This window comes from Streptomyces sp. NPDC002076 (assembly GCF_053593835.1).
On record NZ_JBSFDI010000010.1, the window covers coordinates 291,822 to 314,880 of the forward strand.

At 70.5% G+C, this 23,059-nt stretch carries 18 protein-coding genes and 3 pseudogenes; 9 read left to right on the forward strand and 12 right to left on the reverse strand.

Annotation, left to right across the window (positions count from 1 at the left end):
* Nucleotides 1-7: 7 nt before the first annotated feature.
* From glgC to ACWCQS_RS22980, 3 genes are read right to left on the reverse strand one after another with little or no spacing between them, the layout of a single operon-like run.
* Nucleotides 8-1,228, reverse strand: coding sequence for a glucose-1-phosphate adenylyltransferase (gene glgC / locus ACWCQS_RS22970; protein ID WP_451006161.1), 1,221 nt, complete (start codon nucleotides 1,226-1,228; stop codon nucleotides 8-10).
* Between the two features lie 50 nt (nucleotides 1,229-1,278).
* Nucleotides 1,279-2,430, reverse strand: coding sequence for a glycogen synthase (gene glgA, locus ACWCQS_RS22975; RefSeq protein WP_451006162.1), 1,152 nt, complete (start codon nucleotides 2,428-2,430; stop codon nucleotides 1,279-1,281).
* A gap of 40 nt (nucleotides 2,431-2,470) precedes the next feature.
* Nucleotides 2,471-3,220 (reverse strand): (2Fe-2S)-binding protein, encoded by a 750-nt coding sequence (locus ACWCQS_RS22980; RefSeq protein WP_451006163.1) that lies wholly within the window; start codon nucleotides 3,218-3,220, stop codon nucleotides 2,471-2,473.
* 228 nt (nucleotides 3,221-3,448) lie between these two features.
* Between ACWCQS_RS22980 and ACWCQS_RS22985 the strand changes: the two genes are divergently transcribed.
* On the forward strand, nucleotides 3,449-4,609 hold the full coding sequence (locus ACWCQS_RS22985; RefSeq protein ID WP_451006164.1) for a DMT family transporter: 1,161 nt from the start codon (nucleotides 3,449-3,451) through the stop codon (nucleotides 4,607-4,609).
* Here the strand turns inward: ACWCQS_RS22985 and ACWCQS_RS22990 are convergent.
* Nucleotides 4,599-5,732 carry a transglycosylase family protein gene (locus ACWCQS_RS22990; protein ID WP_451006165.1) on the reverse strand — a complete coding sequence of 378 codons (1,134 nt, stop codon included), beginning with the start codon at nucleotides 5,730-5,732 and terminating at the stop codon, nucleotides 4,599-4,601. The two genes, ACWCQS_RS22985 and ACWCQS_RS22990, sit on opposite strands and share 11 nt — an antisense overlap.
* A gap of 272 nt (nucleotides 5,733-6,004) precedes the next feature.
* Between ACWCQS_RS22990 and gndA the strand changes: the two genes are divergently transcribed.
* On the forward strand, nucleotides 6,005-7,444 hold the full coding sequence (gene gndA, locus ACWCQS_RS22995; RefSeq protein ID WP_451006166.1) for an NADP-dependent phosphogluconate dehydrogenase: 1,440 nt from the start codon (nucleotides 6,005-6,007) through the stop codon (nucleotides 7,442-7,444).
* A gap of 499 nt (nucleotides 7,445-7,943) precedes the next feature.
* Here the strand turns inward: gndA and panD are convergent, their stop codons facing one another.
* Entirely contained in the window at nucleotides 7,944-8,363 is a 420-nt protein-coding gene (panD, locus tag ACWCQS_RS23000; protein ID WP_451006167.1) for an aspartate 1-decarboxylase, read from the reverse strand.
* Nucleotides 8,364-8,704: 341 nt separating this feature from the next.
* Nucleotides 8,705-9,124: pseudogene (locus ACWCQS_RS23005) on the reverse strand (IS701 family transposase); the annotation flags it as partial.
* Here ACWCQS_RS23005 and ACWCQS_RS23010 point away from each other — a divergent pair.
* Together ACWCQS_RS23010 and ACWCQS_RS23015 are read left to right on the forward strand one after the other, a co-directional pair.
* Nucleotides 9,125-9,900 (forward strand): annotated as a pseudogene (locus ACWCQS_RS23010) (IS701 family transposase); the annotation flags it as partial.
* A gap of 346 nt (nucleotides 9,901-10,246) precedes the next feature.
* Nucleotides 10,247-11,932: a ribonuclease J gene (locus ACWCQS_RS23015; protein ID WP_450982022.1), complete on the forward strand. Its 1,686-nt coding sequence runs from the start codon at nucleotides 10,247-10,249 to the stop codon at nucleotides 11,930-11,932.
* 199 nt (nucleotides 11,933-12,131) lie between these two features.
* On the opposite strand, the gene ACWCQS_RS23020 is transcribed toward ACWCQS_RS23015, so the two are convergent.
* Nucleotides 12,132-12,476 carry a MerR family transcriptional regulator gene (locus ACWCQS_RS23020; protein ID WP_392192541.1) on the reverse strand — a complete coding sequence of 115 codons (345 nt, stop codon included), beginning with the start codon at nucleotides 12,474-12,476 and terminating at the stop codon, nucleotides 12,132-12,134.
* A gap of 1,050 nt (nucleotides 12,477-13,526) precedes the next feature.
* On the reverse strand, nucleotides 13,527-13,763 hold the full coding sequence (locus tag ACWCQS_RS23025) for a hypothetical protein (protein WP_451006168.1): 237 nt from the start codon (nucleotides 13,761-13,763) through the stop codon (nucleotides 13,527-13,529).
* Here ACWCQS_RS23025 and ACWCQS_RS23030 point away from each other — a divergent pair.
* Complete coding sequence (locus ACWCQS_RS23030; protein ID WP_451006201.1) at nucleotides 13,716-13,940, forward strand: STAS domain-containing protein; 225 nt, start codon at nucleotides 13,716-13,718, stop codon at nucleotides 13,938-13,940. The two genes, ACWCQS_RS23025 and ACWCQS_RS23030, sit on opposite strands and share 48 nt — an antisense overlap.
* A gap of 107 nt (nucleotides 13,941-14,047) precedes the next feature.
* On the opposite strand, the gene ACWCQS_RS23035 is transcribed toward ACWCQS_RS23030, so the two are convergent.
* A complete protein-coding gene (locus ACWCQS_RS23035; RefSeq protein WP_451006169.1) occupies nucleotides 14,048-14,536 on the reverse strand; it encodes a GNAT family N-acetyltransferase in 489 nt (162 codons plus the stop codon).
* A 428-nt stretch (nucleotides 14,537-14,964) separates the two neighbouring features.
* On the opposite strand from ACWCQS_RS23035, the gene ACWCQS_RS23040 reads away from it, so the two are divergent.
* Both ACWCQS_RS23040 and ACWCQS_RS23045 read left to right on the forward strand, forming a co-directional pair.
* A complete protein-coding gene (locus tag ACWCQS_RS23040) occupies nucleotides 14,965-15,483 on the forward strand; it encodes a PP2C family protein-serine/threonine phosphatase (RefSeq protein WP_451006170.1) in 519 nt (172 codons plus the stop codon).
* Nucleotides 15,413-15,673 (forward strand): annotated as a pseudogene (locus ACWCQS_RS23045) (SpoIIE family protein phosphatase); the annotation flags it as partial. The gene ACWCQS_RS23040 and the pseudogene ACWCQS_RS23045, both read left to right, overlap by 71 nt.
* Nucleotides 15,674-15,779: 106 nt before the next feature.
* On the opposite strand, the gene ACWCQS_RS23050 reads toward ACWCQS_RS23045, so the two are convergent.
* Nucleotides 15,780-16,367, reverse strand: coding sequence for a hypothetical protein (locus tag ACWCQS_RS23050; RefSeq protein WP_451006171.1), 588 nt, complete (start codon nucleotides 16,365-16,367; stop codon nucleotides 15,780-15,782).
* A 772-nt stretch (nucleotides 16,368-17,139) separates the two neighbouring features.
* Here ACWCQS_RS23050 and ACWCQS_RS23055 point away from each other — a divergent pair.
* Together ACWCQS_RS23055 and ACWCQS_RS23060 are read left to right on the forward strand one after the other, a co-directional pair.
* Complete coding sequence (locus ACWCQS_RS23055) at nucleotides 17,140-17,454, forward strand: hypothetical protein (RefSeq protein WP_451006172.1); 315 nt, start codon at nucleotides 17,140-17,142, stop codon at nucleotides 17,452-17,454.
* Nucleotides 17,455-17,647: 193 nt separating this feature from the next.
* Nucleotides 17,648-17,920, forward strand: coding sequence for a DUF5994 family protein (locus tag ACWCQS_RS23060; RefSeq protein ID WP_451006173.1), 273 nt, complete (start codon nucleotides 17,648-17,650; stop codon nucleotides 17,918-17,920).
* Between the two features lie 127 nt (nucleotides 17,921-18,047).
* On the opposite strand, the gene putP is transcribed toward ACWCQS_RS23060, so the two are convergent.
* Complete coding sequence (putP, locus tag ACWCQS_RS23065; protein WP_451006174.1) at nucleotides 18,048-21,632, reverse strand: sodium/proline symporter PutP; 3,585 nt, start codon at nucleotides 21,630-21,632, stop codon at nucleotides 18,048-18,050.
* 517 nt (nucleotides 21,633-22,149) lie between these two features.
* Nucleotides 22,150-22,887: a flavodoxin family protein gene (locus ACWCQS_RS23070; RefSeq protein WP_451006175.1), complete on the reverse strand. Its 738-nt coding sequence runs from the start codon at nucleotides 22,885-22,887 to the stop codon at nucleotides 22,150-22,152.
* Between the last annotated feature and the right edge of the window lie 172 nt (nucleotides 22,888-23,059).

Sequence of the window (23,059 nt, forward strand, 5' to 3'; positions counted from 1 at the left end):
ACACGGTTCAGGGCACCCGCTGCCCCTTGCCCAGAGCGATCACCCCGCCCTTGGACACCGTGTACAGCTCCGCGTCCCGCTCCGGGTTGACGCCGATCGTCGCGCCCGGCGGGACCTCGACGTTCTTGTCCAGGACGGCGCCGCGCACCACCGCACCCCGGCCGATGCGGACGTTGTCGTGCAGCACCGAGCCCTGCACCACCGCGCCCGGGTCGACCCGTACGCCCGGGGAGAGCACCGACCGGGTGACCTGACCGCGGATCAGGCAGCCCGCGCTGATGATGGACTCGCTTGCGATGCCGCCCGCGTTGAAGCGGGCCGGGGAGAGCTGGCCCGAGTGGGTGTAGATGGGCCACTGGCGGTTGTAGAGGTTGAACGCCGGCCGCTCGGCGATGAGGTCCATGTGCGCCTCGTAGTAGGCGTCCAGGGTGCCCACGTCCCGCCAGTAGCCCTGGTCGCGGGTGGTCTCGCCGGGCACGTGGTTCTCGGCGAAGTCGTACAGCTGGGCATCGCCGCGCCCGGTGAGCTGGGGCAGGATCGAGCCGCCCATGTCGTGCACCGACTGCTCGTCCTCGGCGTCCCGCTGCAGCGCCTCGATCAGGGCCTTGGTGGTGAAGATGTAGTTGCCCATCGAGGCGAAGACGGTCTCCGGGTCGTCCCGCAGGCCCGGTGGATCAGCGGGCTTCTCCAGGAAGCGCTCGACGACCTGGCCGTCCCGCCCCGGCGTGATCACCCCGAAGGAGGAGGACTCCGCGCGCGGCACCCGGATGCCGGCCACCGTCACGCCGGCCCCGCCCTCGATGTGCTGGGCGAGCATCTGCCGGGGGTCCATGCGGTAGACGTGGTCCGCGCCGAACACGGCCACGTACTCCGGCTGTTCGTCGTGGATCAGGTTCAGCGACTGCAGGATCGCGTCGGCGCTGCCCAGGTACCAGCGCGGACCGAGCCGCTGCTGCGCCGGGACCGGTGTGACGTAGTTGCCGAGCAGGCTGGACATCCGCCAGGTGGTGGTGATGTGCCGGTCCAGCGAGTGCGACTTGTACTGGGTCAGCACACAGATCCGCAGCACGTCGGCGTTGACGAGGTTGGACAGGACGAAGTCGACGAGACGATAGGTGCCGCCGAAGGTGACGGCTGGTTTGGCGCGGTCGGCGGTCAGCGGCATCAGACGCTTTCCCTCACCGCCCGCCAGTACGATCCCGAGTACGGAAGGCCCTCCACGACGCATGGCCGCTCCCCTCACCCTGGTTGAACCATGGCTGCCCCGAGCAGACGGGACTAAGCCTGCTTGAGGATCTCCTCGTACAGCGCGGCCGTGCGCCGGGCCACCGCGTCCCAGCCGAACTCGCCGACCGCGCGCGCCCGTCCGGCCTCCCCCATCCGCCGGGCCGCCTCCGGGTCGCCGAGGACGGTGTCCAGCGCCCGGGCGAGACCCGCCTCGAACTCGTCGTCCACATCGACCAGGAGGCCCGTACGGCCGTCGTCCACGACCTCCGGGATCCCGCCGACCCGGGAGGCCACGACCGGGGTGCCGCAGGCCATCGCCTCCAGGTTGACGATGCCGAGGGGTTCGTACACCGAGGGGCACGCGAACACGGCCGCGCGCGTGAGGAGTTGGATCACTTCCGGACGCGGCAGCATCTGCGGGATCCAGAACACACCCGCGCGGACCCGGCTCAGCTCCTCGAACAGCTCCCGGAACTCCCGGTCTATCTCCGGGGTGTCGGGGGCACCCGCGCACAGCACGACCTGGACGCCCGGGTCGATGTCCCGTACGGCGCGCAGCAGATGGGGCACGCCCTTCTGGCGGGTGATCCGGCCGACGAACAGGACGTAGGGGCGGGCGGGGTCGATGCCGTGGCGGGTGAGGGCGTCGGTGCCGTGGTCGGGCCGGTAGAGGTGGGTGTCGATGCCGTTGTGCACGATGTGCACGGTGGCCGGGTCGAGCGCCGGGTAGCAGGCGAGGATGTCCTCGCGCATGGCGCCGGAGACGGCGATCACCGCGTCGGCGGCCTCGACCGCGGTGCGCTCGGCCCAGCTCGACAGGGCGTATCCGCCACCCAGTTGCTCGGCCTTCCAGGGCCGCAGCGGCTCCAGCGAATGCGCGGTGACCACGTGCGGGACGCCGTACAGGAGCTTGGCGAAGTGGCCGGCCAGGTTCGCGTACCAGGTGTGGGAGTGGACGAGTTCGCGGCCTTCGAGGGCGGCGGCGATGGACAGGTCCACGGAGAAGGTGCGCAGCGCGTCGTTGGCCCCGTCCAGCACGGACCAGGGGCGGTGGCGTACGACACCGACGCCGCGTCCCTCGCCCCAGCAGTGCACCTCCAGGTCCACCAGGGAGCTCAACTCCCGGGACAGGAACTCCACATGGACGCCCGCGCCGCCGTACACGTCCGGGGGATACTCCCGGGTCAGCAGTCCCACTCGCACCGGACAACCCCCTGGCATCGGCGGCAGGTTCCTTTCATGGTCACCCAGAAGCGGCCCCTGGGGAAGAGCGCGGCGGCCGGGTGAAGCAGCAGTCGCCGCATACCCCGCCGCCGGGCACCCGGTAGTAGAGGCAGCAGCTGCGGCGGCGGAAGGCGGTGCCGGTGCGGATTCCGGTGGCACGGAGCAGGGGGTGGGCGAAGAGTTCGTCCGTCAGGGCGCGGGTCCGGTCGGTCAGATCGGTACGGCCGTGCGCGCGGGCCCAGCGGTCCAGTTCGCGGGCCGCTCCGGCGAGCGCGGAGCCCGCGTTGCCCCACAGCAGTCCGGATGCGCTGCCGTAGCCGACGCTCAGGGCGTCCGCCAGGGGTTGCAGGTGTCCGTGGAGGACGGCTGCGGCGAGGCCGGCGGCGTCGCCGGGCCGCGGGCGCAGCTCGGTCAGGTACAGGTCGTCGGGGGCGGCGGCGAGCGGGTCCCAGCGCAGCAGCCGCGGGTCGAGGTCGGGCAGCCGGCCGTACCGGACGGCACAGCCGAGGGCCGCCGACCACAGCCGGGCGGCCAGCCCCTGCTGGGCGATGGAGGCGGCCACGCGTGGCTCGGGGGTGCGGAGCCGGTCCCCGACCACGGCCACCCGCACCGCCAACGCGTCGGGCGCCACCCGTGCGTAGGTCTCGGCGAGGGTCGGCAGTTGCCGGGGATCCGGTCCGCCGGTGGCCGCGTCCGGAACCGGGACCGTACGCAGGACGAAGAAGCCGCCGAGCGGGCGGAGGGCGGCGAGATCGGGGTCGAGGTCCACGACGAGTACTGCTACCAGGTGAGTTCCCCGGTCCTCGCACGGGGTCTCCGCCTCGCGTCACCCGTCGCGAGGATGATCGCGCGGTCGGTGTACTCCATCGGCAGTAGGAGGCATTGCGTGCTCAGGGACGACGACGGGAAGAGCACGGCCGGGCAGAGTGTTGGCCATGGAAGCCGACCGTACGTCGTGCCGGGCCCAGAGCCCCCACCGCCCGCAGAGGAGACGCAGATGAGCGCCCTCGCGCTGTCCGTGCTCCTGTCGTTCGCGTCCGCCCTCGCCTACGCGGCCGGCGCGATCGTGCAGGAGCAGGTGGCGGTCTCCTCCCCCGGCAGCGCGTACCTTCCGCTGCGGCGGCCCGGCTGGTGGGGGTCGCTGGCCCTCAACGGCCTCGGCGGCGTGCTCCATGTGGTGGCGTTGGCCTACGGCCCGCTCAGCCTGGTCCAGCCGCTCGGCGCGCTGACCATCGTCTTCGCCCTGCCCATGGCGGCGCTCTTCGTCGGCCGCCGGGCCGGTGCGACCGCCTGGCGCGGCGCGGTCATGGCCACCGTGGGCCTCGCCGGTCTGCTGGCCCTGGTCGGTTCCTCCGACGGCCACTCCCTGGACACTGCCCAGCGGGTGGCGGTCGCGCTGGTCAGCGGCGGCGCGGTCGTGGCGCTGATGTGCGCCGGCCGGGCCGCGCACCGGCACCCGGCGGTGCGCAGCGTGCTGCTCGCCACCGCCTCCGGCATAGCATTCGGCATGTCGTCGGTGTTCACCAAGACCGTGGCCGTCGACTGGACGCACGGCATCGACCTGGACGACCTGCCGTCCCTCGCCGTGATCGCCCTGTTCGCCGTCGCCGGTGTCCTGGTGTCCCAGGCGTCCTACCGGGGCGGCGGCCTCGCCGCGCCGCTGGCCACGCTCACCGTGGTCAATCCGGTGCTGGCGGCCGCCGTCGGCATCCTGATGTTCGGCGAGACGTTCCGCCATGGCGGCGCGGGCAGCGCGCTGGCCGTGACCTGCGGGGTGGTGGCGGCGGGCGGCCTGATCATGCTGACGACCGAGCGGATCGAGCGCGCCGGGACGCCGGCCCTGCCGGACGGCGGCCCGGAGCCGGTCGCCGCCGCGGAGGCGTTCCCCACCGTGCCCCCGCAGCGAGGGGCCGCGGGGGCCGAGCCGGGGCGGGGAGGGCTTCCCGAGGCCGACGGCACGCCCGACGCGCCGGTGCTGCGGGACCTGCTCGTGCCCGGCCCGGGCGGCAGCCGTGTTCCGGGCGCCCGCGGGGAGGGCACCGACGGCGGCGGACCGCCGGACGTCCGGCCGCTCCCCGCGTCGTACCTCGCGCTGCCCGCGGGCGTCGGGGTACCGCTGCCGGTCCTGGACGGGCGGGGTACGTGCGTCAGACCCTGACGCCGCCGGCCCGCAGATAGGCGAGCGGGTCGATGTCCGTACCGAAGTCCGGTCCGGTCCGCACCTCGAAGTGCAGATGCGGGCCGGTGACGTTCCCGGTGGCTCCGGAACGGCCGATGCGCTGGCCCGTGGTCACGTTCTGCCCGATCCGCACCGAGATGGCCGACAGGTGGCCGTACTGGGTGTAGCGGCCGTCGGCGTGCCGGATCACCACCTGGTAGCCGTAGGAGCCGCCCCACCCCGCGGCCACCACCTGCCCGGCCTCGGCGGCCCGCACGGAGGTGCCGGTCGGCACCAGGAAGTCGACGCCGGTGTGGTAGCCCTTCGACCAGTGCGAGCCGGACACGCGGTAACCGGTGCCGATGGGCGCGTCGACCGGGGCGACGAGGGTCCGGCCGGTGCTCTTGGTCCGGTGCGGTGCGGTCCGGTGCTCCGAAGGATCCTTCTTCTTCGGGGACTTGGTGTCGGTGGCGGCCCCGCCGCGCAGGCTGAGCCGCTGGCCCGGCAGGATCAGGTCGGGATCGGCGCCGATCGTCCCCCGGTTGCCGGCGTAGAGCGCGTGCCAGCCGCCGCGGACGTGGTGCTCGTCGGCGATGCCGGACAGGGTGTCGCCGTGCACCACCGTGTACATCTCGGCCCGGCCCGCGCGCGACTGCGGGGTGGTGTGCGCCTGTACGTCCTTCAGCGCGGCGCTCTTCGCGGGGTGCCTGGTGGTGCTGTCGGTGTGCACTCCGGGCTCGGCGTCCCCGCGGGTCAGCCCGGCCCGCACCGAGCAGACCGGCCAGGCGCCCGGGCCCTGCCCGTCGAGTACCTTCTCGGCGACGGCGATCTGCTGGTCCCTGGTGGCGAGGTCGGCGCGCGGGGCGTACCGGGCGCCGCCGTAGGCCTCCCAGGTGGACTGGGTGAACTGCAGCCCGCCGTAGTAGCCGTTGCCCGTGTTGATGCTCCAGTTCCCACTGGACTCGCAGGCGGCGACCTTGTTCCAGGTGGAGGCGTCGGCCGCGTCGGCCGTGCCGGCGGCGACCAGCGGGATCGCGAGGCCGGCGCCGCCCGCCGTGACGGTGAGTGAGGCGCGGTTGATCCTGTTCGGCTGGTACCGGCGATGCCGGCCGCGTACGGCCATGTCCGAATTCCCCTCGGCATGCGTCAGGAGGGGGCAAAAGTAAGCGCCGCGAACAGGCCATGACAAGACGGAAAACCGGCCTCCCGCACCGCCCAAGTGGCCGGGAACGGCCCCCGCTTGGTCCGGATCACCGGAGACTGAGGCCGAGGGCGGCGTGCGTGCGTACACAGGCATGGCGGGTCGGATGTGCGCTCGCCGTGGCGGCACGTAAGGATGGGCGAGGACCCGTACTGACGGAGCCGTAGTCACGAGGCAGCTAGGGAGCAGGCGGTATGAGCACTTCAGCGCAGATCGGTGTCACGGGCCTCGCGGTCATGGGCCGCAATCTCGCCCGTAACTTCGCCCGCAACGGCTACACGGTCGCGGTGCACAACCGTACGGCGTCGCGGATGAAGGCGCTGGTGGAGGAGTTCGGGCAGGAGGGCGACTTCATCGGGGCCGAGACCGCCGAGGAGTTCGTGGCGGCGCTGGAGCGCCCGCGCCGCCTGATGATCATGGTGAAGGCGGGCGAGCCGACGGACGCGGTGATCCAGGAGTTCGCGCCGCTCCTGGAACCCGGCGACATGATCATCGACGGCGGCAACGCGCACTTCGCGGACACCCGGCGCCGGGAGCGGGAGCTGCGCGAGCGCGGCATTCACTTCGTCGGCACGGGCATCTCCGGCGGCGAGGAGGGCGCGCTGCACGGGCCGAGCATCATGCCGGGCGGTTCGGTGGAGTCGTACGCGTCGCTGGGCCCGATGCTGGAGAAGATCTCCGCGAAGGCGAAGGACGGCGCGCCCTGCGTGACGCACTGCGGCCCCGACGGCGCCGGGCACTTCGTGAAGATGGTCCACAACGGCATCGAGTACGCCGACATGCAGCTGATCGGCGAGGCGTACCAGCTGCTGCGCGATGTCGCCGGGTACTCCCCGGCCGAGATCGCGGAGATCTTCCGCACGTGGAACACCGGCCGTCTCGACTCGTACCTGATCGAGATCACGGCGGAGGTGCTGTCGCACGTGGACGCGGCGACGGGCAAGCCGTTCGTGGACGTGGTGGTGGACCAGGCCGAGCAGAAGGGCACCGGCCGCTGGACCGTCCAGATCGCGCTGGACCTGGGCGTTCCGGTGTCCGGCATCGCCGAGGCCGTCTTCGCCCGCTCGCTGTCCGGTCACGCGAAGCTCCGCGAGGCCTCGCAGGGGCTGGCGGGCCCGCAGGCGGCGCCGCTGAGCAAGGCGGAGGCGGCCGCCTTCGCGGACCGGGTGGAGCAGGCGCTGTACGCGTCCAAGATCGTGTCGTACACGCAGGGTTTCCACGAGATCACCGCGGGCAGCGAGGAGTACGGCTGGGACATCGACCTCGGCGCGGTGGCCTCGATCTGGCGGGGCGGCTGCATCATCCGGGCCGCGTTCCTGGACCGGATCCGCGCCGCGTACGACGCCCGCGCCGACCTGCCGAGCCTGCTGTCGGACGAGACCTTCGCGCGCGAGATCGCCGACGCGCAGGACGACTGGCGTGAGGTGCTGATCGCGGCGACTCGGCAGGGCGTGCCGACGCCGGGGTTCGCGGCGGCGCTGGCGTACTACGACGCGCTGCGGGCGCGGCGCCTGCCGGCGGCTCTGACGCAGGGGCAGCGGGACTTCTTCGGGGCGCACACGTATCGGCGGGTGGACCGGGAGGGTTCGTTCCACACGTTGTGGGGCGGGGATCGGTCGGAGGTTTCGGCCTGAGGTCTGCTCGGGCGGGGAACGCGCGGCCTGCGGCATGTGCGGGTGCGCCGTGGCTGGTCGCGCAGTTCCCCGCGCCCCTGAGGAACCGGCGCTGCACGCCTGGTTCTTCAGGTCAGTGGTGGACCGGGTTCGGGGTTCGGTACCGGCTCCGGGCCCGGCGGGATGGGGGACGGTGAGGGCTCCGGGGGACCGGGGGCCGGGGGGCCCGGGGGCGGCGTCGGGGCGGGGCCCGGCGGAGGTGGTGTGGGCTCGGGGCCCGGTGGGGGTGGTGTCGGCTGGGGGCCCGGCTCGGGTGGCGGGACGGGGCTCGGGTAGGGGTCCGGTGTGGTGGGACCCGGACCCGGTGCCGGCCACGGGGGGACCGGCTCGAGAAGTGGGTTCGTCATGGCGTCCTCCGGGCAGTCGCTGAACGTCGCCTCTGGACTACTCCCCCGCCTACCCGACCCCCGTGCGGCCACTCACCCGACAGGCCGAGCCGCCGCCCGCTCAGGGCCCGGGGTCAGGCCCGCACGGCCTGCGGGCTGCGCTGCTGGTCGGAGCCGGGTACCGGCTCGGACGGGTCGCCGCCGAGGGAGACGATCCGGTTGCCCGCGTCGACATGCACGACCCGAGGCTTCAGCTCCCGCGCCTCGGCGTCGGGGACCTGTGCGTAGCTGATGATGATCACCAGGTCTCCGGGATGCACGAGATGGGCGGCCGCCCCGTTGATCCCGATCACCCCGGACCCGCGCTCGCCCTCGATGACGTAGGTCTCCAGCCGGGCGCCGTTGGTGATGTCGACGATGTGCACCAGCTCGCCCGGCAACAGATCGGCGGCGTCGAGCAGCTCGGCGTCGATGGTCACCGATCCCACGTAGTGCAGGTCGGCCTGGGTGACGGTGGCGCGGTGGATCTTGGACTTGAACATGGTGCGCAGCACTTCGGACTCCTGGAAGACGGCTCCCTGCCTGCTTTGTGCAGGTCAAGGGCGGTCTTCACTGTACATCGGCATGCCTTCGGCTCGAAGACCTTGAGGAAAATCGCGCGTTACTGTGACCAGCCTTCTCACCCGCGCATTTCTGCGCCAGTGAGCTGTCGTGAAGCCGCCGACCAGGCGCACGCGCGAGGACAGTGCTTGCTGTGATTGATGGCCAGGTCAGGGACTGCGTCCGCGGCATTTGTAGTGGCTGGTGCGGGCTTGGTGTTGTCGTCGTCGGCGCCAGGTGGACCAGTTCAGGATGTGGTCGGCGGGCGTGGGTCGGCGGTTGGTGAGGCAGGTGATCAACCGTCGTATTTCGGCGAGGCTGAGGTGGATGAGCTGGGAGGATCTGCGTTCCCGGCATCCAACTCGCGGGCTCGCAGCACGGTCAGGCAGGCGTGGGCGGCCATGGCGAGGGTCATGTGTCGATGCCGGCCGGGGTAGCGGCGGACCTGGTAGTCGTCCAGGCCGCATTCCTGTTTCGCGCTCTGGAAGCATTCCCCGATGGCTCATCGCCTGCCCGCGATGCGGATCGGGTCATCCGGCGTGGTCTCGGCGGGGCAGTAGGCGATGTAGTAGGAGATCTCTTTCGGGCGGGCGACGCTGCGGCGGGCGATCACCCAGTGTCGGCGGTCGGGTTGGTGGCAGGGCCGCACCTCGACGCGGGCCCAGTCGTAGATCCGCAGGCCGTGAGCCCCGTTGACGCAGGAACGGCGCTTCCAGTGCACCGTTTCAGCAGGTCGGAGCCGCGGGAGTCGGCACTTGCCTATATGCGGGGCCTGATCGCTCCGCTGCAGAGGAAGAACGGCTGGACCCGGGCGGAGGAAGCCGGCCATGCGGGACCGGACCGCATCCAGCGGATGCTGAACCGGATCGAGTGGACGCCGATGAGGTGCTCGACGACGTGCGTCAGTACGTGGTCGACAACCTCGGTGACCGGGACGCCGTCCTGGTCGTGCACGACACGGGCTTCCTGAAGAAGGGGACGCGGTCAGCAGGGGTGTAGCGGCAGTACTCCGGCACCGCTGGGTCGACGGAGAACTGCCAGGTCGGCGTGTTCCTCGCCGATGCAACCGGCCGTGGGCGGACACTGATCGACCGGCGCCTGTATCTGCCCACCTCCTGGACCGATGACCGCGAAAGGTGCCGCCGGGCCGGTATCGACGACGAGGTCGGCTTCGAGACCAAGGTGGCCATGTCGAAGGCGATGGTCCGCCGTGCCATCGCGGACAAGATCCCGTTTCGGTGAGTGACTGCGGATGCCGCCTACGGCTTCTCCAGGGGCGGGCGGTCCGAGCTGGAACGGGCGGACGTTTTCCACGTCATGGCCACCACCCGGCACGACACCGTGGTCACCCGCTGGGCGATCGACCATCCCGTCCACGACCTGTTCAACGGTCTTGCCCGGCAGAAATGGAAACGCACCATCCCCGGCCGGCGGTCGACACAGCGTGAGCAAGGCACCCCGGTGATCTCAAGAGTCAGACCCCGCCGCAGGACAGCACCTGCCGATTTTTCCCAGACTCAGAGCTCCCCGACCCGAGCCCGCACAACATGCTCAATCCCAGCTCTGGAACACCCTGAAGTCGACTCGGGCCGACCGCAACGGACCGCGAAGCTCGACATCACGTTCGACCTCGATACTTCAGCGGCCGTGAGCGCATGGACCCGCGGCGGTCGCTGTGGCTGCGGATGCCCTCCTGTCCTGGGGCCGGGGCAGGAGGCAGATGAGACGGTTACCGACGTGAGCGCCAGTACGTTTCCGGCGTCGGGCCGTGTCGAGCGCTCGTTGGATCACACAGGCAGTGGATCACCCTGTCCCACTCTCCGGGTACCGTCAGGGTATGAGTCATCCGCACCCCGAACTGAAGGCCGCACCGCCCCTTCCCGAAGGAGGGCTGCGGGTCATCGCCCTGGGCGGCCTGGGTGAGATCGGCCGCAACATGACCGTCTTCGAGCACGCGGGCAAGCTGCTCATCGTCGACTGCGGCGTGCTGTTCCCCGAGGAGACCCAGCCCGGTGTGGACGTGATCCTGCCGGACTTCACCTCGATCCGGGACCGGCTGGACGACATCGTGGCCGTGGTCCTCACCCACGGCCACGAGGACCACATCGGCGGCGTGCCGTACCTGCTGCGCGAGCGGTCCGACATTCCCGTCGTCGGCTCCAAGCTGACGCTGGCGTTCCTGGAGGCCAAGCTCAAGGAACACGGCATCCGGCCGCGCACGGTGCGGGTGCGGGAGGGCGACCGGCGTGGCTTCGGGCCCTTCGACTGCGAGTTCGTGGCGGTCAACCACTCCATCCCCGACAGCCTCGCGGTCGCGATCCGCACCCGGGCCGGGATGGTGCTGCACACCGGCGACTTCAAGATGGACCAGTTCCCTCTCGACGACCGCATCACGGATCTGCGCGCCTTCGCCCGCCTCGGCGAGGAGGGCGTGGACCTGTTCCTCACCGACTCCACCAACGCCGAAGTACCCGGCTTCACCACCTCCGAGCGAGAGCTGAACCCGGCGATCGAGCAGGTGATGCGCACCGCGCCGCGCCGGGTCATCGTCTCCAGCTTCGCCAGCCACGTGCACCGCATCCAGCAGGTCCTGGACGCCGCCCACCAGCACGGCCGCAAGGTCGCCTTCGTCGGCCGGTCGATGGTCCGCAACATGGGCATCGCCCGTGACCTGGGCTATCTGAAGGTCCCCTCCGGTCTGGTCGTGACCACGAAGGAGCTGGAGAAGCTCCCCGACCACAAGATCACTCTGGTGTGCACCGGCTCCCAGGGCGAACCGATGGCCGCGCTGTCACGGATGGCCAACCGCGACCACATGATCCGCATCGGCGAGGGCGACACCGTCCTGCTCGCCAGCTCCCTCATCCCTGGCAACGAGAACGCCATCTACCGGGTGATCAACGGACTCACCCGGTGGGGCGCCCACGTGGTCCACAAGGGCAACGCCAAGGTGCACGTCTCCGGGCACGCCAGCGCCGGCGAACTCGTCTACTGCTACAACATCGTCAAGCCCCGCAACGTCATGCCCGTGCACGGCGAATGGCGCCACCTGCGGGCCAACGCCGACCTCGCCGTCCGTACCGGTGTCGACCCCGACCGGGTCGTCATCGCCGAGGACGGCGTCGTCGTCGACCTGGTCGACGGGCGCGCGTCCATCACCGGCAAGGTCCCCGCCGGCAACGTCTACGTGGACGGCATGGAAGTCGGCGGCGCCACCGAAGCGTCCCTCAAGGACCGCCTCACCCTCGCCGCCGAAGGCGTGGTCACGGTGGTGGCGATCGTCGACGCGGACACCGGCGCCCTCGCCGAGGCCCCCGACTTCCTGGCCCGGGGCTTCGTCCACGACGACGCCACCTTCGAGCCGGTCATCCCCGTCATCGAGAAGACCCTGGCCACTGCGGCCGAGGAAGGCGTCGGGGACGCGCGCCAACTCGAACAACTCATCGCCCGCGCCGTGGCGAACTGGGCGTTCCGCACCTATCGCCGCAAGCCCCTCATCATCCCCGTCATCATCGACGCCTGAGCCATAGCCCGGCAGCACGGTCCCCGTTCCGGCCGCGGCCCTCGTCACCCACTACATGCATCACGCCCGCTCGCGGTTCTCTCTTCCGTGGAGTCCGGTTGACGCGGTGAGCCCGCCTGAGCTACGGAACGGCGGTGCGGTCCCTCGGCGGCCTCATCCGCCGGCAGTGCATCGGTTGCCTCGGGTTCGGGCGTTCTGATCAGGTTGATGTCTTCGGCTGCGGTTTGCCGCCCTCGGCGCGCAGTTGCTCGTTGATGCGCTGCGCCTCTTCGAGCTGGTCTTCGAGGATGACAATGCGGCAGGCGGCCTCTATGGCGGTGCCTTGGTCGACGAGTTCGCGGGCGCGGGCTGCGATGCGCAGCTGGTACCGGGAGTAGCGGCGATGGCCGCCGTCGGAGCGCAGCGGGGTGATCAGGCGGTGTTCACCGAGGGCACGGAGGAAGGCAGGGGTGGTGCCGAGCATCTCGGCGGCCCGGCCCATGGTGTAGGCGGGGTAGTCGTCATCGTCGAGAGGGCCAACAGGACGGGAACCGGCAGGCGGCATAGACCTCTTCTTTCGGGGACGCGTCGGGGGGCCCGGGTGCCAGTACGGCACCCGGGCCCCGAGCTTTCAACACCATCTACCGGCGCGCTGCGCCGGCCTTCGTTTTCCGCAGGTGCCGCCTGGGAGGGCGGGATTGCGGGGATCGCGAATGCGTGACCGGGGACCACCTTCCAATCCGGGGCCTTGCGGTACCCGGGCGGACTGCTTCCTCGCCCGGGCGATCCTGATGGCGTTCTGCTCCTTACCTTTCGATTACGCGGATACCGCGGGTGCTGCTCACAGCCCCGCTGGGGCCGTGTCCTTCTGGTCTACCTGCACAGCAGTTCGTGCCTGCTGTGCCCACTTCGACTTTTGGGTACGGAGACAACGCTAACCCTGCTGCGACGGAATGTCTACTGTCGCCATGAGAGTTTTTCTCCATGGAAGGTGCGGCTGCTTCTACCGCAGGTACATCAGGAAGAGTGCTCACTCGAATGGCGGTCCCCGCTTCCCGTACAGCAGTCCTCGGTGAGACCGGCCCGGTGCTCGCCCACGCTGAACGGCGTGCCAAGCCGCGTACGCCCACCGCCACAACCCCGCGCCGAGGTCCAGATCAGGACCGGTCTCCGACTGGAGATCCTGCGAGACGTGGCCGCGCACGAGCCACGTTCAGAGTGTCCTTCGGCTGGCACCGGGGACGGGCTCAGACATCCAGGAGGATCCGGGCCGTGATGCGTTTGCCGACCGCTTCCCGATCGACCGTGAGTTCCTGTGCGATGGCCTCACGATCTCCAGACAGTGCCGACCCACCCGTTGCGGGTCTGCTCGCCAGGCTGCCAGCAGCAGGGGATCAACGTCCCAGAGCGTGCCCCTTGCCTCCCCGCCGACCAAGCACAGCTGCACAAGGACGGGGCCGGGCACGTACTTGATTGGTGACCAGCTCGCTGATCACCAGCTGGGTCAGGCCCACGATCAGCTCAGAGACCCCAGCCGGGTGGCCGCGGGTGGGGAAAGCTGCGGCTCGGTGGCGGGCTTCGGCGATGCTGGCTCCGTCATCAGCCAAGGCGATCGTCATCTCCATTGCGGTGCATCACCAGCACCACGCGCAGGCGGCTTTCCGTCCGGAAGCGCAAGGATGCCGACGTCGGTGACGGTTGTTGAGGAGAACGTGGAAGGCATCGACGGGCCGCCAGAAGGCAACCGCTTGTCGATCACGCGCGCCTGCTTCGAGGGCCTCAGCGTAGCGAGGTCTGCGGCGAAATCGACCGGGACCGTGCTCCTCAGCTTCTCGATGCCGCAGCTGCTCACGGCGCCGCCTCGTACCGGACGGTGCTGGACCTCGACGGCGTCACGATCATGGACTCCAGCGGCGTCAACACTCTCCTCACCACCCACCGAACCGCGCGAAGCGCCGGGGGCCGACTACGACTGGCAGCACCCAGTGCCTCCGTCGCACGCCTCTTCCAGATCGTCGGCCTCGGGTGAGGGAGAGGCCGCCGGTGCAGGCGATCCCCTCGCCAGGGCAGAGACGACGGCACACACGGAGCGCGCCATGCAGGCGAAGCCGGTGCCCTGCGAACCGGCACACCGCGTCATTCCGAAGGAATGCGAAACTCGAATTCGGGACGGTCCCACAGGACAGCGGGCGGGTTCGCGAGGGCGGTCCCGATCCGTACTGCACCGACGCGGTGGTAGAAGTCCTCGGCGGGAAGGTGCGACACGACCATGACACGGTCGAGCCCGGCGGCACGGGCCTCGGATTGCATGTGCGCGATGAGCAGTCGTCCAATACCCCGTCCTTGCGCTTCGTCGGCGACGAACAGCAGGTCGAGCTCCGGTGGCGCGAGGACGAGCGAGTAGAACCCGAGGATCCGGCCTCCATGCTCGTCGGAGCCGACGGCTACGTAGGCGCGGTGGGCCTCGATGTAATCAGGACCGACCCGGTAGCCCGCGACTGCGGCTGCGTACTTACCCTCGTAGGCGCCTGAGCCACGCACGAGCCGTGTGAGCCTTTTGGCATCCCGCGCGACGGCCCTCCGTATGGTGATCGGCTGACTGATCGGGGAAGTGCGTGAACTCATCGGGAGAGTATTTCGCACCGGGGGGTACCTTCGTTCGGAGGGGTCTGCCGCGCGGGCAGGCGTTCCTGCACCGCTCCGGGAACCACTCGTCCAGGCCCCGCCCTGCTCCTGTCCGGTACCGTCGGCAGCGCGCTCAGACAGGGAGCCGGAGCGCTCATCAAGGCGTTGCGCGAGCGGCGCCAGTCCGTCCGTGCCCTCGCCGGCTGCTCCCGTCCGGCCGACCCCCTGGAGGCAGAGCCAGATCTGGAAACCCTCAGCTTCTACCCGCAGCTTCTCGCCTGGGACCTGGCCCAACTCATGGCCGACAACAGCGCGCTACCCGTGACCCTGCTGGACACCTTCGAGGACACCGGCGGCCGCACCCACCCGAACGCCCGCTGCAGCGCATCGTATGGCTCTACGCTTGACCGAGTGCCCTTTCATCCGACGTGGCGAGCGATATCGGCCGCCGGGTCGGTCCGGTCGTCGACAACGCCCGCCGGTTCGGCCGCCAGCGCGAGGTCGCCGAGGCCATGCAGCGCAATCTTCTTCCCCCGCTGCCCGAGCACGGCCGGGTCCAGCTGGCCGCCCGGTACCAGCCCGCTCCGTCCGGATCGCAGGTCGGTGGCGACTGGTACGACGCGTTCGCGCTGAGGGACGGCACGCTCGCCCTCGTCATCGGCGACGTCGTGGGCCACGATCTGACCGCCGCGGCCGGCATGGCTCAGCTGCAGGGCATCCTGCGCTCCCCCGCCTGGGACCACACCGGGCCGACCGGTGCCGTCGTGGACCGCCTCGACGACGCCATGCACGCCATCACGACCATGCCGATGGCCACCCTCGTCCTCGCCCGGCGGGAAGGTCGGGACTCGGGGCCCTGGACGCTTCGCTGGACCAGTGCCGGGCACCGGCCCCTGCTGCTGGCCCCGGCGGGAACACGCAGTACCTCGAAGCCGGGGAGGGACTGATTCTCGGAACCACCTGGGCGTCGGCAGTCATCGTCCGAGTGCCGCTCGCGCCCTGCCGCCGGGGTCCGCGCTCCTGCTGTACACCGACGGCCTGATCGAGGCTCCGGGCAGTGACCTGGACAGCGGGCTCGGCCGACTGCGCCGCCATGCCCTCGCCCTCGCGCACGAACCGCTGCACACCCTGTGCGACCAGCTGTCCGCCCGGATGCCACCCGGCAACACCGACGACATCGCCCTCCTCGCCCGGCGCCTGCCCGAGCGCTACCGGGGCGGGCCCCGATCGATGACGGCGCTGCTCACTCCCCCGCAGTCAGCACCAGCACGCGGCACGAGCCGGGCGGTCCGGCCGTGCGGGTGTCGTCTCCGGCGCTCCGCCACCCCCACGACCTCAACGTCTCAACCATCCCGACGTCCCAGGCTTCCACCAACGTGACTCCGAGCGCGGCGCCGTGGTCGGCGAGCAGTCGCCGCTGCAAGCGCCGGGCGAGGTTCCAGGCACGGCCCTGGTTCTCCCGGCGCACGCGGGACGGGACGACGATCCCGGAGACGACGAAGAGCCGCCCGGGGGCGACGCGGCGGAGCAGGCTCTCCCGAACGTCTCCGTCGAAGCCCGCCCACCACGGACCGGCGCCGCCCACGGGAAAGCCGTAGGCGCATCCGGTCAGGACCGTGGTCTCCGCGATCAGCAGGGAGAACCCCGGTCGTCGTGCGTCGCCTGCGAGGTGTCGCAGAAAGGTGGCACGCGCCTCGTTCCACGCCCAGGGGCCGCCGCCGGAGACCTCCGCGTACAGGTCACCCAGCTCCTGCAGGCGGTCCTCGACCTGGCCGCGCGTCAGCGGGCGGAGGCGTTCTCCCTCGTCGGGCGAGGATCCCTGCTCCCGCATCGGTCGGCCCGGCCTGCGCGTGTGCGACCTGCCCGATGCCGGCTGGGCGCGGGAAGGTTCGAGGTCGTCGGGAGGAGCATGTGCGCGCTCATGGGTCGAACCCTGCCCCGGGCGCGGACCAGGCCCACCCGGCGTCGCCGATCACCGAGAGCGGCACCGGTGCCGGAGCCGGTGCGCGGCATGCCCTCGGGGTGTGTCCACCGTACTCCCGGCCGGGCCCGCCATGGTGGCGCGGCGGCGGCCGACGACTGCGACAGCCCGTTCCGGGAGAGCACCGGTCTTCCGCGAGGGGTCGGTCCTGGCACGCACGCTCCCTTTCCCGGCATACCCTTCAAAAAAAGGGGGGTGGCCGTGGTGACGGGCCGCAGCCCGCACCGACGACGGGCGTCGGGCAGCGACCTCGGTCGAGGTTGCACCCTCACCTGCCAGGAGGTCCGTATGAAGCACGAGCCCTTTCCCTCCGAATGTCAGGCCGAGGTCCGCATCGTGGCCGCGACGCCGGAAGCCGCCCGGCGCGTCGCCGAAGCGCTCCGGCGCTGCTTCGCCTCGCCCGAGCAGCGCAGCTATCCCGCGGGCCGCGCAGGAGGGACCCGGCTCCACATCACCCTCGACACCGCACAAGCGGCGGAACCCGCACAGTCCTGGCTCACGACCAGCACCTCGACAGAGCAGACACAGACACACGCCGACGAGGTGTGGCGCGGATCCGAGCGGCCCGAGGATCCGCCGTCGCCTCGTCCCCGCGCGGCCGTCAAACCGGAGAACGACAGCCATGACGAAACTCCGCGAACGCAAGAACAACCGGAAGGCGGTCCTGCGATCCCTGTACGGGGCCGTCGAGCGCAACCGCCCCGAGGTCAATGGATCGGCGCTGCGCGCCGAGCTGGCCATACCCGACGAGGACCTCTCCGCCGCCTGCGCCTATCTGACCGACGAGGGTCTGATCAGCGTGGACTGGACATCACACCACACCCCCGCCACCGTCTCGCTGACGCACGAGGGCATCCGTCTGATGGAGGAACTGGAGGAGGAAGAGGAGGAACAGGAGGACCGGGTGAAGCCAGAGGAGGCACAGCCGGACGACTGACCCGCCCTCTTCTCCTGGTCCAGAGGTAGCCTGACCGCACCGAGAGCTTTTCGCGCAGCGCGACCGGCGGTGCCGTTCCCGGCGAGTGACGAAACGGGCAGTCGTCCGATGGCTCCCGGGACGGGACCGCACGATGGAACCCGGCGGAACGCCGGCCGAAGGCGCGTCCTCGGCCGACGCGCACACGTACCGCATGCCCACGCCTCGCCTGGCCCTCACCCCGGACGTCAGCCACGGCCCGCTGGACGGGGCCTGGTGGCCGCACTGCGATGCGCTGGAGCTCGAACTTCCCTCGCTCGTCGGCTCGTTGGGGCCGGACCCGGACACGACGGTTCGGGTCACCGTGGACCCCGCCGAATGGTCCGACACCCCGCGCACCGTCATGGCGCCCGGCCGGGTGATCGCCGTGGAGTCGTCCAGCCCCTCCCTGCCTGCTTTCTGCAGGTCAAGGGCGATGTTCGGCTGACTTGCCTGACGGCGCGCCAGTCCATGGGCAGACGTGTGAAGCTCGTCGTCAGCGACAGTCAGCGCCCCGCTGCCCCGTCTGCGGGAGCCATCCACGTTGTGCGGCGATGGCGGATCCGCCCGCCGACCTAGCCGATCACGTCAGCCGCAATGCCCTGCTCCGTCCAGATGATCTTGCCGGTCTTCGTGTAACGAGTGCCCCACCGGCGGGCCATCTGGGCGACGATCAGCAGGCCCCGTCCCCCCTCGTCGGTGGTCCGCGCGTGACGCAGCCGTGGCGCGGTGCTGCTGGCGTCGGAGACCTCGCAGATCAGGCCGCGATCCCGGATCAAGCGCAGGCAGACCGGTCCGGCCGCATGGCGGATCGCGTTGGTCACCAGTTCGCTGACGATGAGTTCCGTGGTGAACGTGAGATCGGGGATGCCCCACTCCGTCAGCTTCTGAGCCGCGAGGTCGCGGGCATGCGCGACGGCAGCCGGATCGCTGGGCAGGTCCCAGGAGGCGACGCGGTCCGGAGCCAGGACACGGGTACGGGCGAGGAGCAGGGCCGCGTCGTCGGCAGGCGGACCCGTCAGCAGGCTGTCGATCACTCGTCGGCCGGTCTCCGCCAGGGTCGGCAGGGGGGCCGCGAGGGCATCGCCCAGCCGGGAGAGCCCGACGTCGATGTCCCGGTCGACGGACTCGATGAGGCCGTCGGTGTAGAGGGCGATGAGGCTGCCGTCTTCCAGCTCGGTCTCGATGGACTCGAACGGGAGGTAGCCGAGGCCGAGTGGCGGTCCGGCGGGCAGGTCCAGAATGCTGGCGGCGCCGTCGGGAGCGACGATCATCGGCGGGAGGTGACCGGCCCGGGCCATGGTGCACAGCCTGCTGACCGGGTCGTAGACGGCGTACAGGCAGGTGGCGCCCAGGAACGCGGTGCCCGTCGCCTCGCCCTCGGCCGCCAACGGAACATCGATGTCGTGCGCCCCCATGAGGCCGATGACCAGATCGTCCAGATGGGCCAGCAGTTCGTCCGGAGACAGGTCGAGGTTGGCGAGCGTGCGCACCGCGACGCGCAGGCGCCCCATGGTCGCCGCCGCGTTGATGCCGTGCCCGGCCACGTCCCCGACGACCAGGGCGACCCGTGCTCCGGAGAGCGGGATCACGTCGAACCAGTCGCCGCCCACACCGCTGGGGGCATCCGCCGGGAGATACCACGAGGCCACGGCGAGAGCGGACCCTCCCGTCAGGTCCTGCGGCAACAGGTAGCGCTGCATGGACCGGGCCGCCGTGCGCTCACGGGTGAAACGGCGTGCGTTGTCGATGCACACCGCCGCACGGGAGACGAGTTCCTCGGCGAGGCGGACGTCGTCGTCCTCGAAGGGGCCCAGCCGCCCGGACCGGGCGAACGTCGCCACCCCCAGGGTGACGCCGCGCGCCCGCACGGGGACCACCATCACCGAGCGGAAGTCGTAGTCCAGGAACGAGGCGCCCAGCGTCTCGTCCACGGTCACCCACGGACTGTTGGTGCGGTCAAGGACCCGTTCGACCAGGGTCCTGCTCTCCAGCAGACAGCGGGTCACGGGCGACGCGGGCGCACGTCGGACTGTTTCCCCCACGGCAAGGGACGCCTCCGGGCATCCCGCACGGACCGACCGCTGGGCCGCACGGCGGATGACGGGTGACATACCGACCGGCCCGGGGGCCGGCTCCTCACCCCTCGTGACCGAGTCCAGCAGGTCGACGGCGACGAAGTCCGCGACGGCCGGCACCGCGTCGTCGGCCAGTTCCTGCGCAGTCCGCGTCACGTCCAGGGTGCTCCCGATGCGCGCAGCGGCGTCATTGAGCAGGGCCAGGCGCTCCTGCGCCCGCCACCGCTCAGTGACATCGATGATCATGTACCAGACACCGACATTCCGGTCGTGACGGTCCTTCATCGCGAAGAAGGAGGCAGAGATCGCGCGGCCTCGGTCGTGCACCGTGTGGCCGGCGCCGCGGTACTCGAAGTCCATCACCGGCGCACCTGTCCGAAGAACCTCGCGCATCTTCTCCTCGAAGGCGTCGGCCTCGGCCTGCGGCAACACCTCCGCCATCCGCCGCCCCAGCCGCCGCTTCAGCGAGATCTGGCGGTCCAGCGGCTCGTTCACCCAGACGTACCGCAGATCCGTGTCGAGAACGGCGATGCCGACCGGCGCGTGGCTGAGGAAGGGGGTGAGCATCAGCTGGCTCACCCCGCCGCCTGGCATCCGCCAGAAGGCCCGTTTCGGAGGCCGGCCGACGAACCTGCCGAAGATCAGGGCCGCGACCGTGGCGACCACGACGCCCGGAATGATCTCGTAGATACCCGACCAGAAGGGGCCGTGCAGCGGCTTGACCACACGCCACAGGAGCACCGTGACTGCGCCGGACACGATCCCGGCCATGGCCCCCGCCCAGGTCATGCGCGGCCAGTACAGCGAGAGCAGGACCACCGGGCCGAAAGCGGCCCCGAAGCCCGCCCAGGCGTAGCCCACGATCCCCAGCAGCTCGCCGCCTCTCAGCGCGATCACGGAGGCCACGAGGGTCACGGCGACGACGGCGGAGCGACCCACCCACACCAGTACCTCGTCCGAGACGCGCCGCTTGAGGAACGCGTGGTAGAAGTCCTCCGTGAGTGCGACGGACGACACGAGGAGCTGGCTGTCCGCGGTCGAGATGATCGCGGCGAGCACCGCGATCAGCATCACACCGGCGCCCCACGGACTGAACAGGGTCCGGCTCAGAGCGATGTACACCGTCTGCGGGTCATGGAGCGGTGTGCCGAACTGCGCGATGCCCAGCAGGCCGACCACTGTGGCACCGGCCAGCACCACGACCACCCACCCGGTCTCGATACGACGGGCCGCGGGTACGGCACTGGTGCTGCGGATGCCCATGAAGCGGGCCAGGATGTGCGGCTGCCCGAAATAGCCGAGGCCCCACGAGAGCAACGAGATGATCGAGACGGCGCCGAGCGACCCGCCGCCTCCCGACCACCGGCCGTCCGTGAAGCCGACTTTGGCACCCATGTCCAGCAGGCTGGGCGTCTTGCTGTCGAGGGAGTCACGAAGCGCACCGAAGCCGCCGAGCGTCGCGATACCTACGACGGGGAGGACGAGCAGGGCGAGGAACATCAGCGTGGCCTGCATGACGTGGGTCAGGCTCACGGCCAGGAAGCCGCCAAGGCATGAGTAGACGACGATCACCAGGGCGGTCAGGGCCACCCCGAGCCGGAAACCGGCGCCGAAGATGTGCCCGAACAGCAGCCCGCCGGCCACCAGTCCACTGGCCACGTACACGGTGAAGAACACAAGGGTCACCGCCGCCGAGACCATCCGGAGCATCCGTGTGCGGTCCTCGAACCGTTCCTCCAGGTAGGCCGAAAGGCTCACCGCGTTCCCTGCGCGCTCGGTGTAGGTGCGCAGCCTCGGCGCGACGAACAACCAGTTGAGGTACGTACCGAGCACCAGGCCGACCGCGATCCAGCTGGCGCCGACACCGGCCGCGTACACCGCTCCGGGGAAGGCGAGGAACAGCCAGCCGGACATGTCGCTGGCCCCTGCGGACAGGGCGGCGACGAACGCGGGGAGCCTGCGGCCGCCCAGGGCGAAGTCGGCGAAGGTGTGCGTACGGCGGTAGGCCCAGACACCTGTTCCGATCATGACGGCCACATACACGAGGAACGTGGCCACGATCGGTGCACTCAAGTCGGACATACTGCCTCGCCTGCGAGGTTCATGCACGGGCCTACAACCGCACGACTTACAGTCGTGATCCCTACTGCAAATGTACAGATTCCGGTCGCCGTCGGCGGCCGGTGGCGCCCGCGCCGGTGCGGGCACGGGGACTCCGTCACGCCGAGGTCGAAGAGGACCGCCATCACAGCGATCAGGTACGAAAGTCTTCTCCCTCAGGCATGGGCAGCCCGATCAGGAGCAGTGTCACGTCATCGTCATGTGTGGCCGTGTCTGGCAGGAGGGTCATGATCAGCAGGTCGGCGGTCTTGTCGAGGCTCTCCTGATCCGCGGGGTACTCCTTTCAGCGCCAAGTCGAGCGTGCGGGCGAGGGTGTCGATCTGCGGTGCAGCAGGCTACGAGGATCCCCCTCACCGCCCGGAACGGCCCGGGACAGGGGCAGCAGCCCGAGGCGGTGCACAGCCCTCGGCCATGAACGGTCGCCCACGCCGCCGCAGCCGTCCCCGACGCCCGCCCGCCAGTTTCCCTCGGCATCACGTTACCGGTGCTCGGGGTTCTCGTAGTCGCGGCGGCAGCCGGCGTCCCAGGCGGTGCGCTGGTTGCCGTAGGCGGGGATGCCGCCGAGGTCCTTCAGCGCCCGGGCCAGGTGCAGCAGGTTCCAGGTCATGAAGGTGGTGTTGCGGTTGGTGAAGTCGTTCTCCGGTCCGCCCGAGCCCGGATCGAGGTACGAGGGGCCCGGGCCCGCTTCGCCGATCCAGCCGGCGTCCGCCTGGGGCGGGATGGTGTAGCCCAGGTGCTGGAGGCTGTAGAGGACGTTCATGGCGCAGTGCTTGACGCCGTCCTCGTTGCCGGTGATCAGGCAGCCGCCGACGCGGCCGTAGTAGGCGTACTGGCCTGCTTCGTTGAGCAGGCTGGAGCAGGCGTATAGGCGTTCGATCACCTGCTTCGTCACGGAGCTGTTGTCGCCGAGCCAGATGGGTCCGGCCAGGACGAGGATGTCGGCCGCCAGGACCTGCTGGTAGATATCCGGCCAGGCGTCCGTCTTCCAGCCGTGCTCCCGCATGTCGGGCCACACCCCGGTGGCGATGTCGTGGTCCACTGCCCGCACGACATCGACGCGCACTCCCTGCGCGTCCATGATGGCGGTGCTGCGGTCGATCAGTCCCTGGGTGTTGCTCTTCTCCGGTGAGCGTTTGAGGGTGCAGTTGATCACCAGCGCACGCAGGTCGTCGTACCGGGCCGGCGGTGCGTCGGTGTCGGGCGACGAAGGGGTCACACGGTCCTCCCGGAGTTCCGCCGCCGCTCTGTGCATGGCGGTTCGTTGTCACTTCGCCAGCGTGCGGTCCGACCGCGGCAGCCGCCACCACAACGCCTCCAAATAGCCACAGCGGTCCGCGCCCGGTCGGCGGCGGACGAGTGGCCCGGGCAGCCAGGTGTACCTACGTTCG

What these genes read in the sequence shown, in the direction of transcription:
- glgC (WP_451006161.1), bottom strand. Translation starts at nt 1,228, where the DNA reads ATGCGTCGTGGAGGGCCTTCCGTACTCGGGATCGTACTGGCGGGCGGT.
- ACWCQS_RS22985 (WP_451006164.1), top strand. Translation starts at nt 3,449, where the DNA reads ATGAGCGCCCTCGCGCTGTCCGTGCTCCTGTCGTTCGCGTCCGCCCTC.
- ACWCQS_RS22990 (WP_451006165.1), bottom strand. Translation starts at nt 5,732, where the DNA reads ATGGCCGTACGCGGCCGGCATCGCCGGTACCAGCCGAACAGGATCAAC.
- gndA (WP_451006166.1), top strand. Translation starts at nt 6,005, where the DNA reads ATGAGCACTTCAGCGCAGATCGGTGTCACGGGCCTCGCGGTCATGGGC.
- ACWCQS_RS23015 (WP_450982022.1), top strand. Translation starts at nt 10,247, where the DNA reads ATGAGTCATCCGCACCCCGAACTGAAGGCCGCACCGCCCCTTCCCGAA.
- ACWCQS_RS23020 (WP_392192541.1), bottom strand. Translation starts at nt 12,476, where the DNA reads ATGCCGCCTGCCGGTTCCCGTCCTGTTGGCCCTCTCGACGATGACGAC.
- ACWCQS_RS23035 (WP_451006169.1), bottom strand. Translation starts at nt 14,536, where the DNA reads ATGAGTTCACGCACTTCCCCGATCAGTCAGCCGATCACCATACGGAGG.
- ACWCQS_RS23050 (WP_451006171.1), bottom strand. Translation starts at nt 16,367, where the DNA reads ATGCGGGAGCAGGGATCCTCGCCCGACGAGGGAGAACGCCTCCGCCCG.
- ACWCQS_RS23055 (WP_451006172.1), top strand. Translation starts at nt 17,140, where the DNA reads ATGACGAAACTCCGCGAACGCAAGAACAACCGGAAGGCGGTCCTGCGA.
- ACWCQS_RS23060 (WP_451006173.1), top strand. Translation starts at nt 17,648, where the DNA reads ATGCCCACGCCTCGCCTGGCCCTCACCCCGGACGTCAGCCACGGCCCG.
- putP (WP_451006174.1), bottom strand. Translation starts at nt 21,632, where the DNA reads ATGTCCGACTTGAGTGCACCGATCGTGGCCACGTTCCTCGTGTATGTG.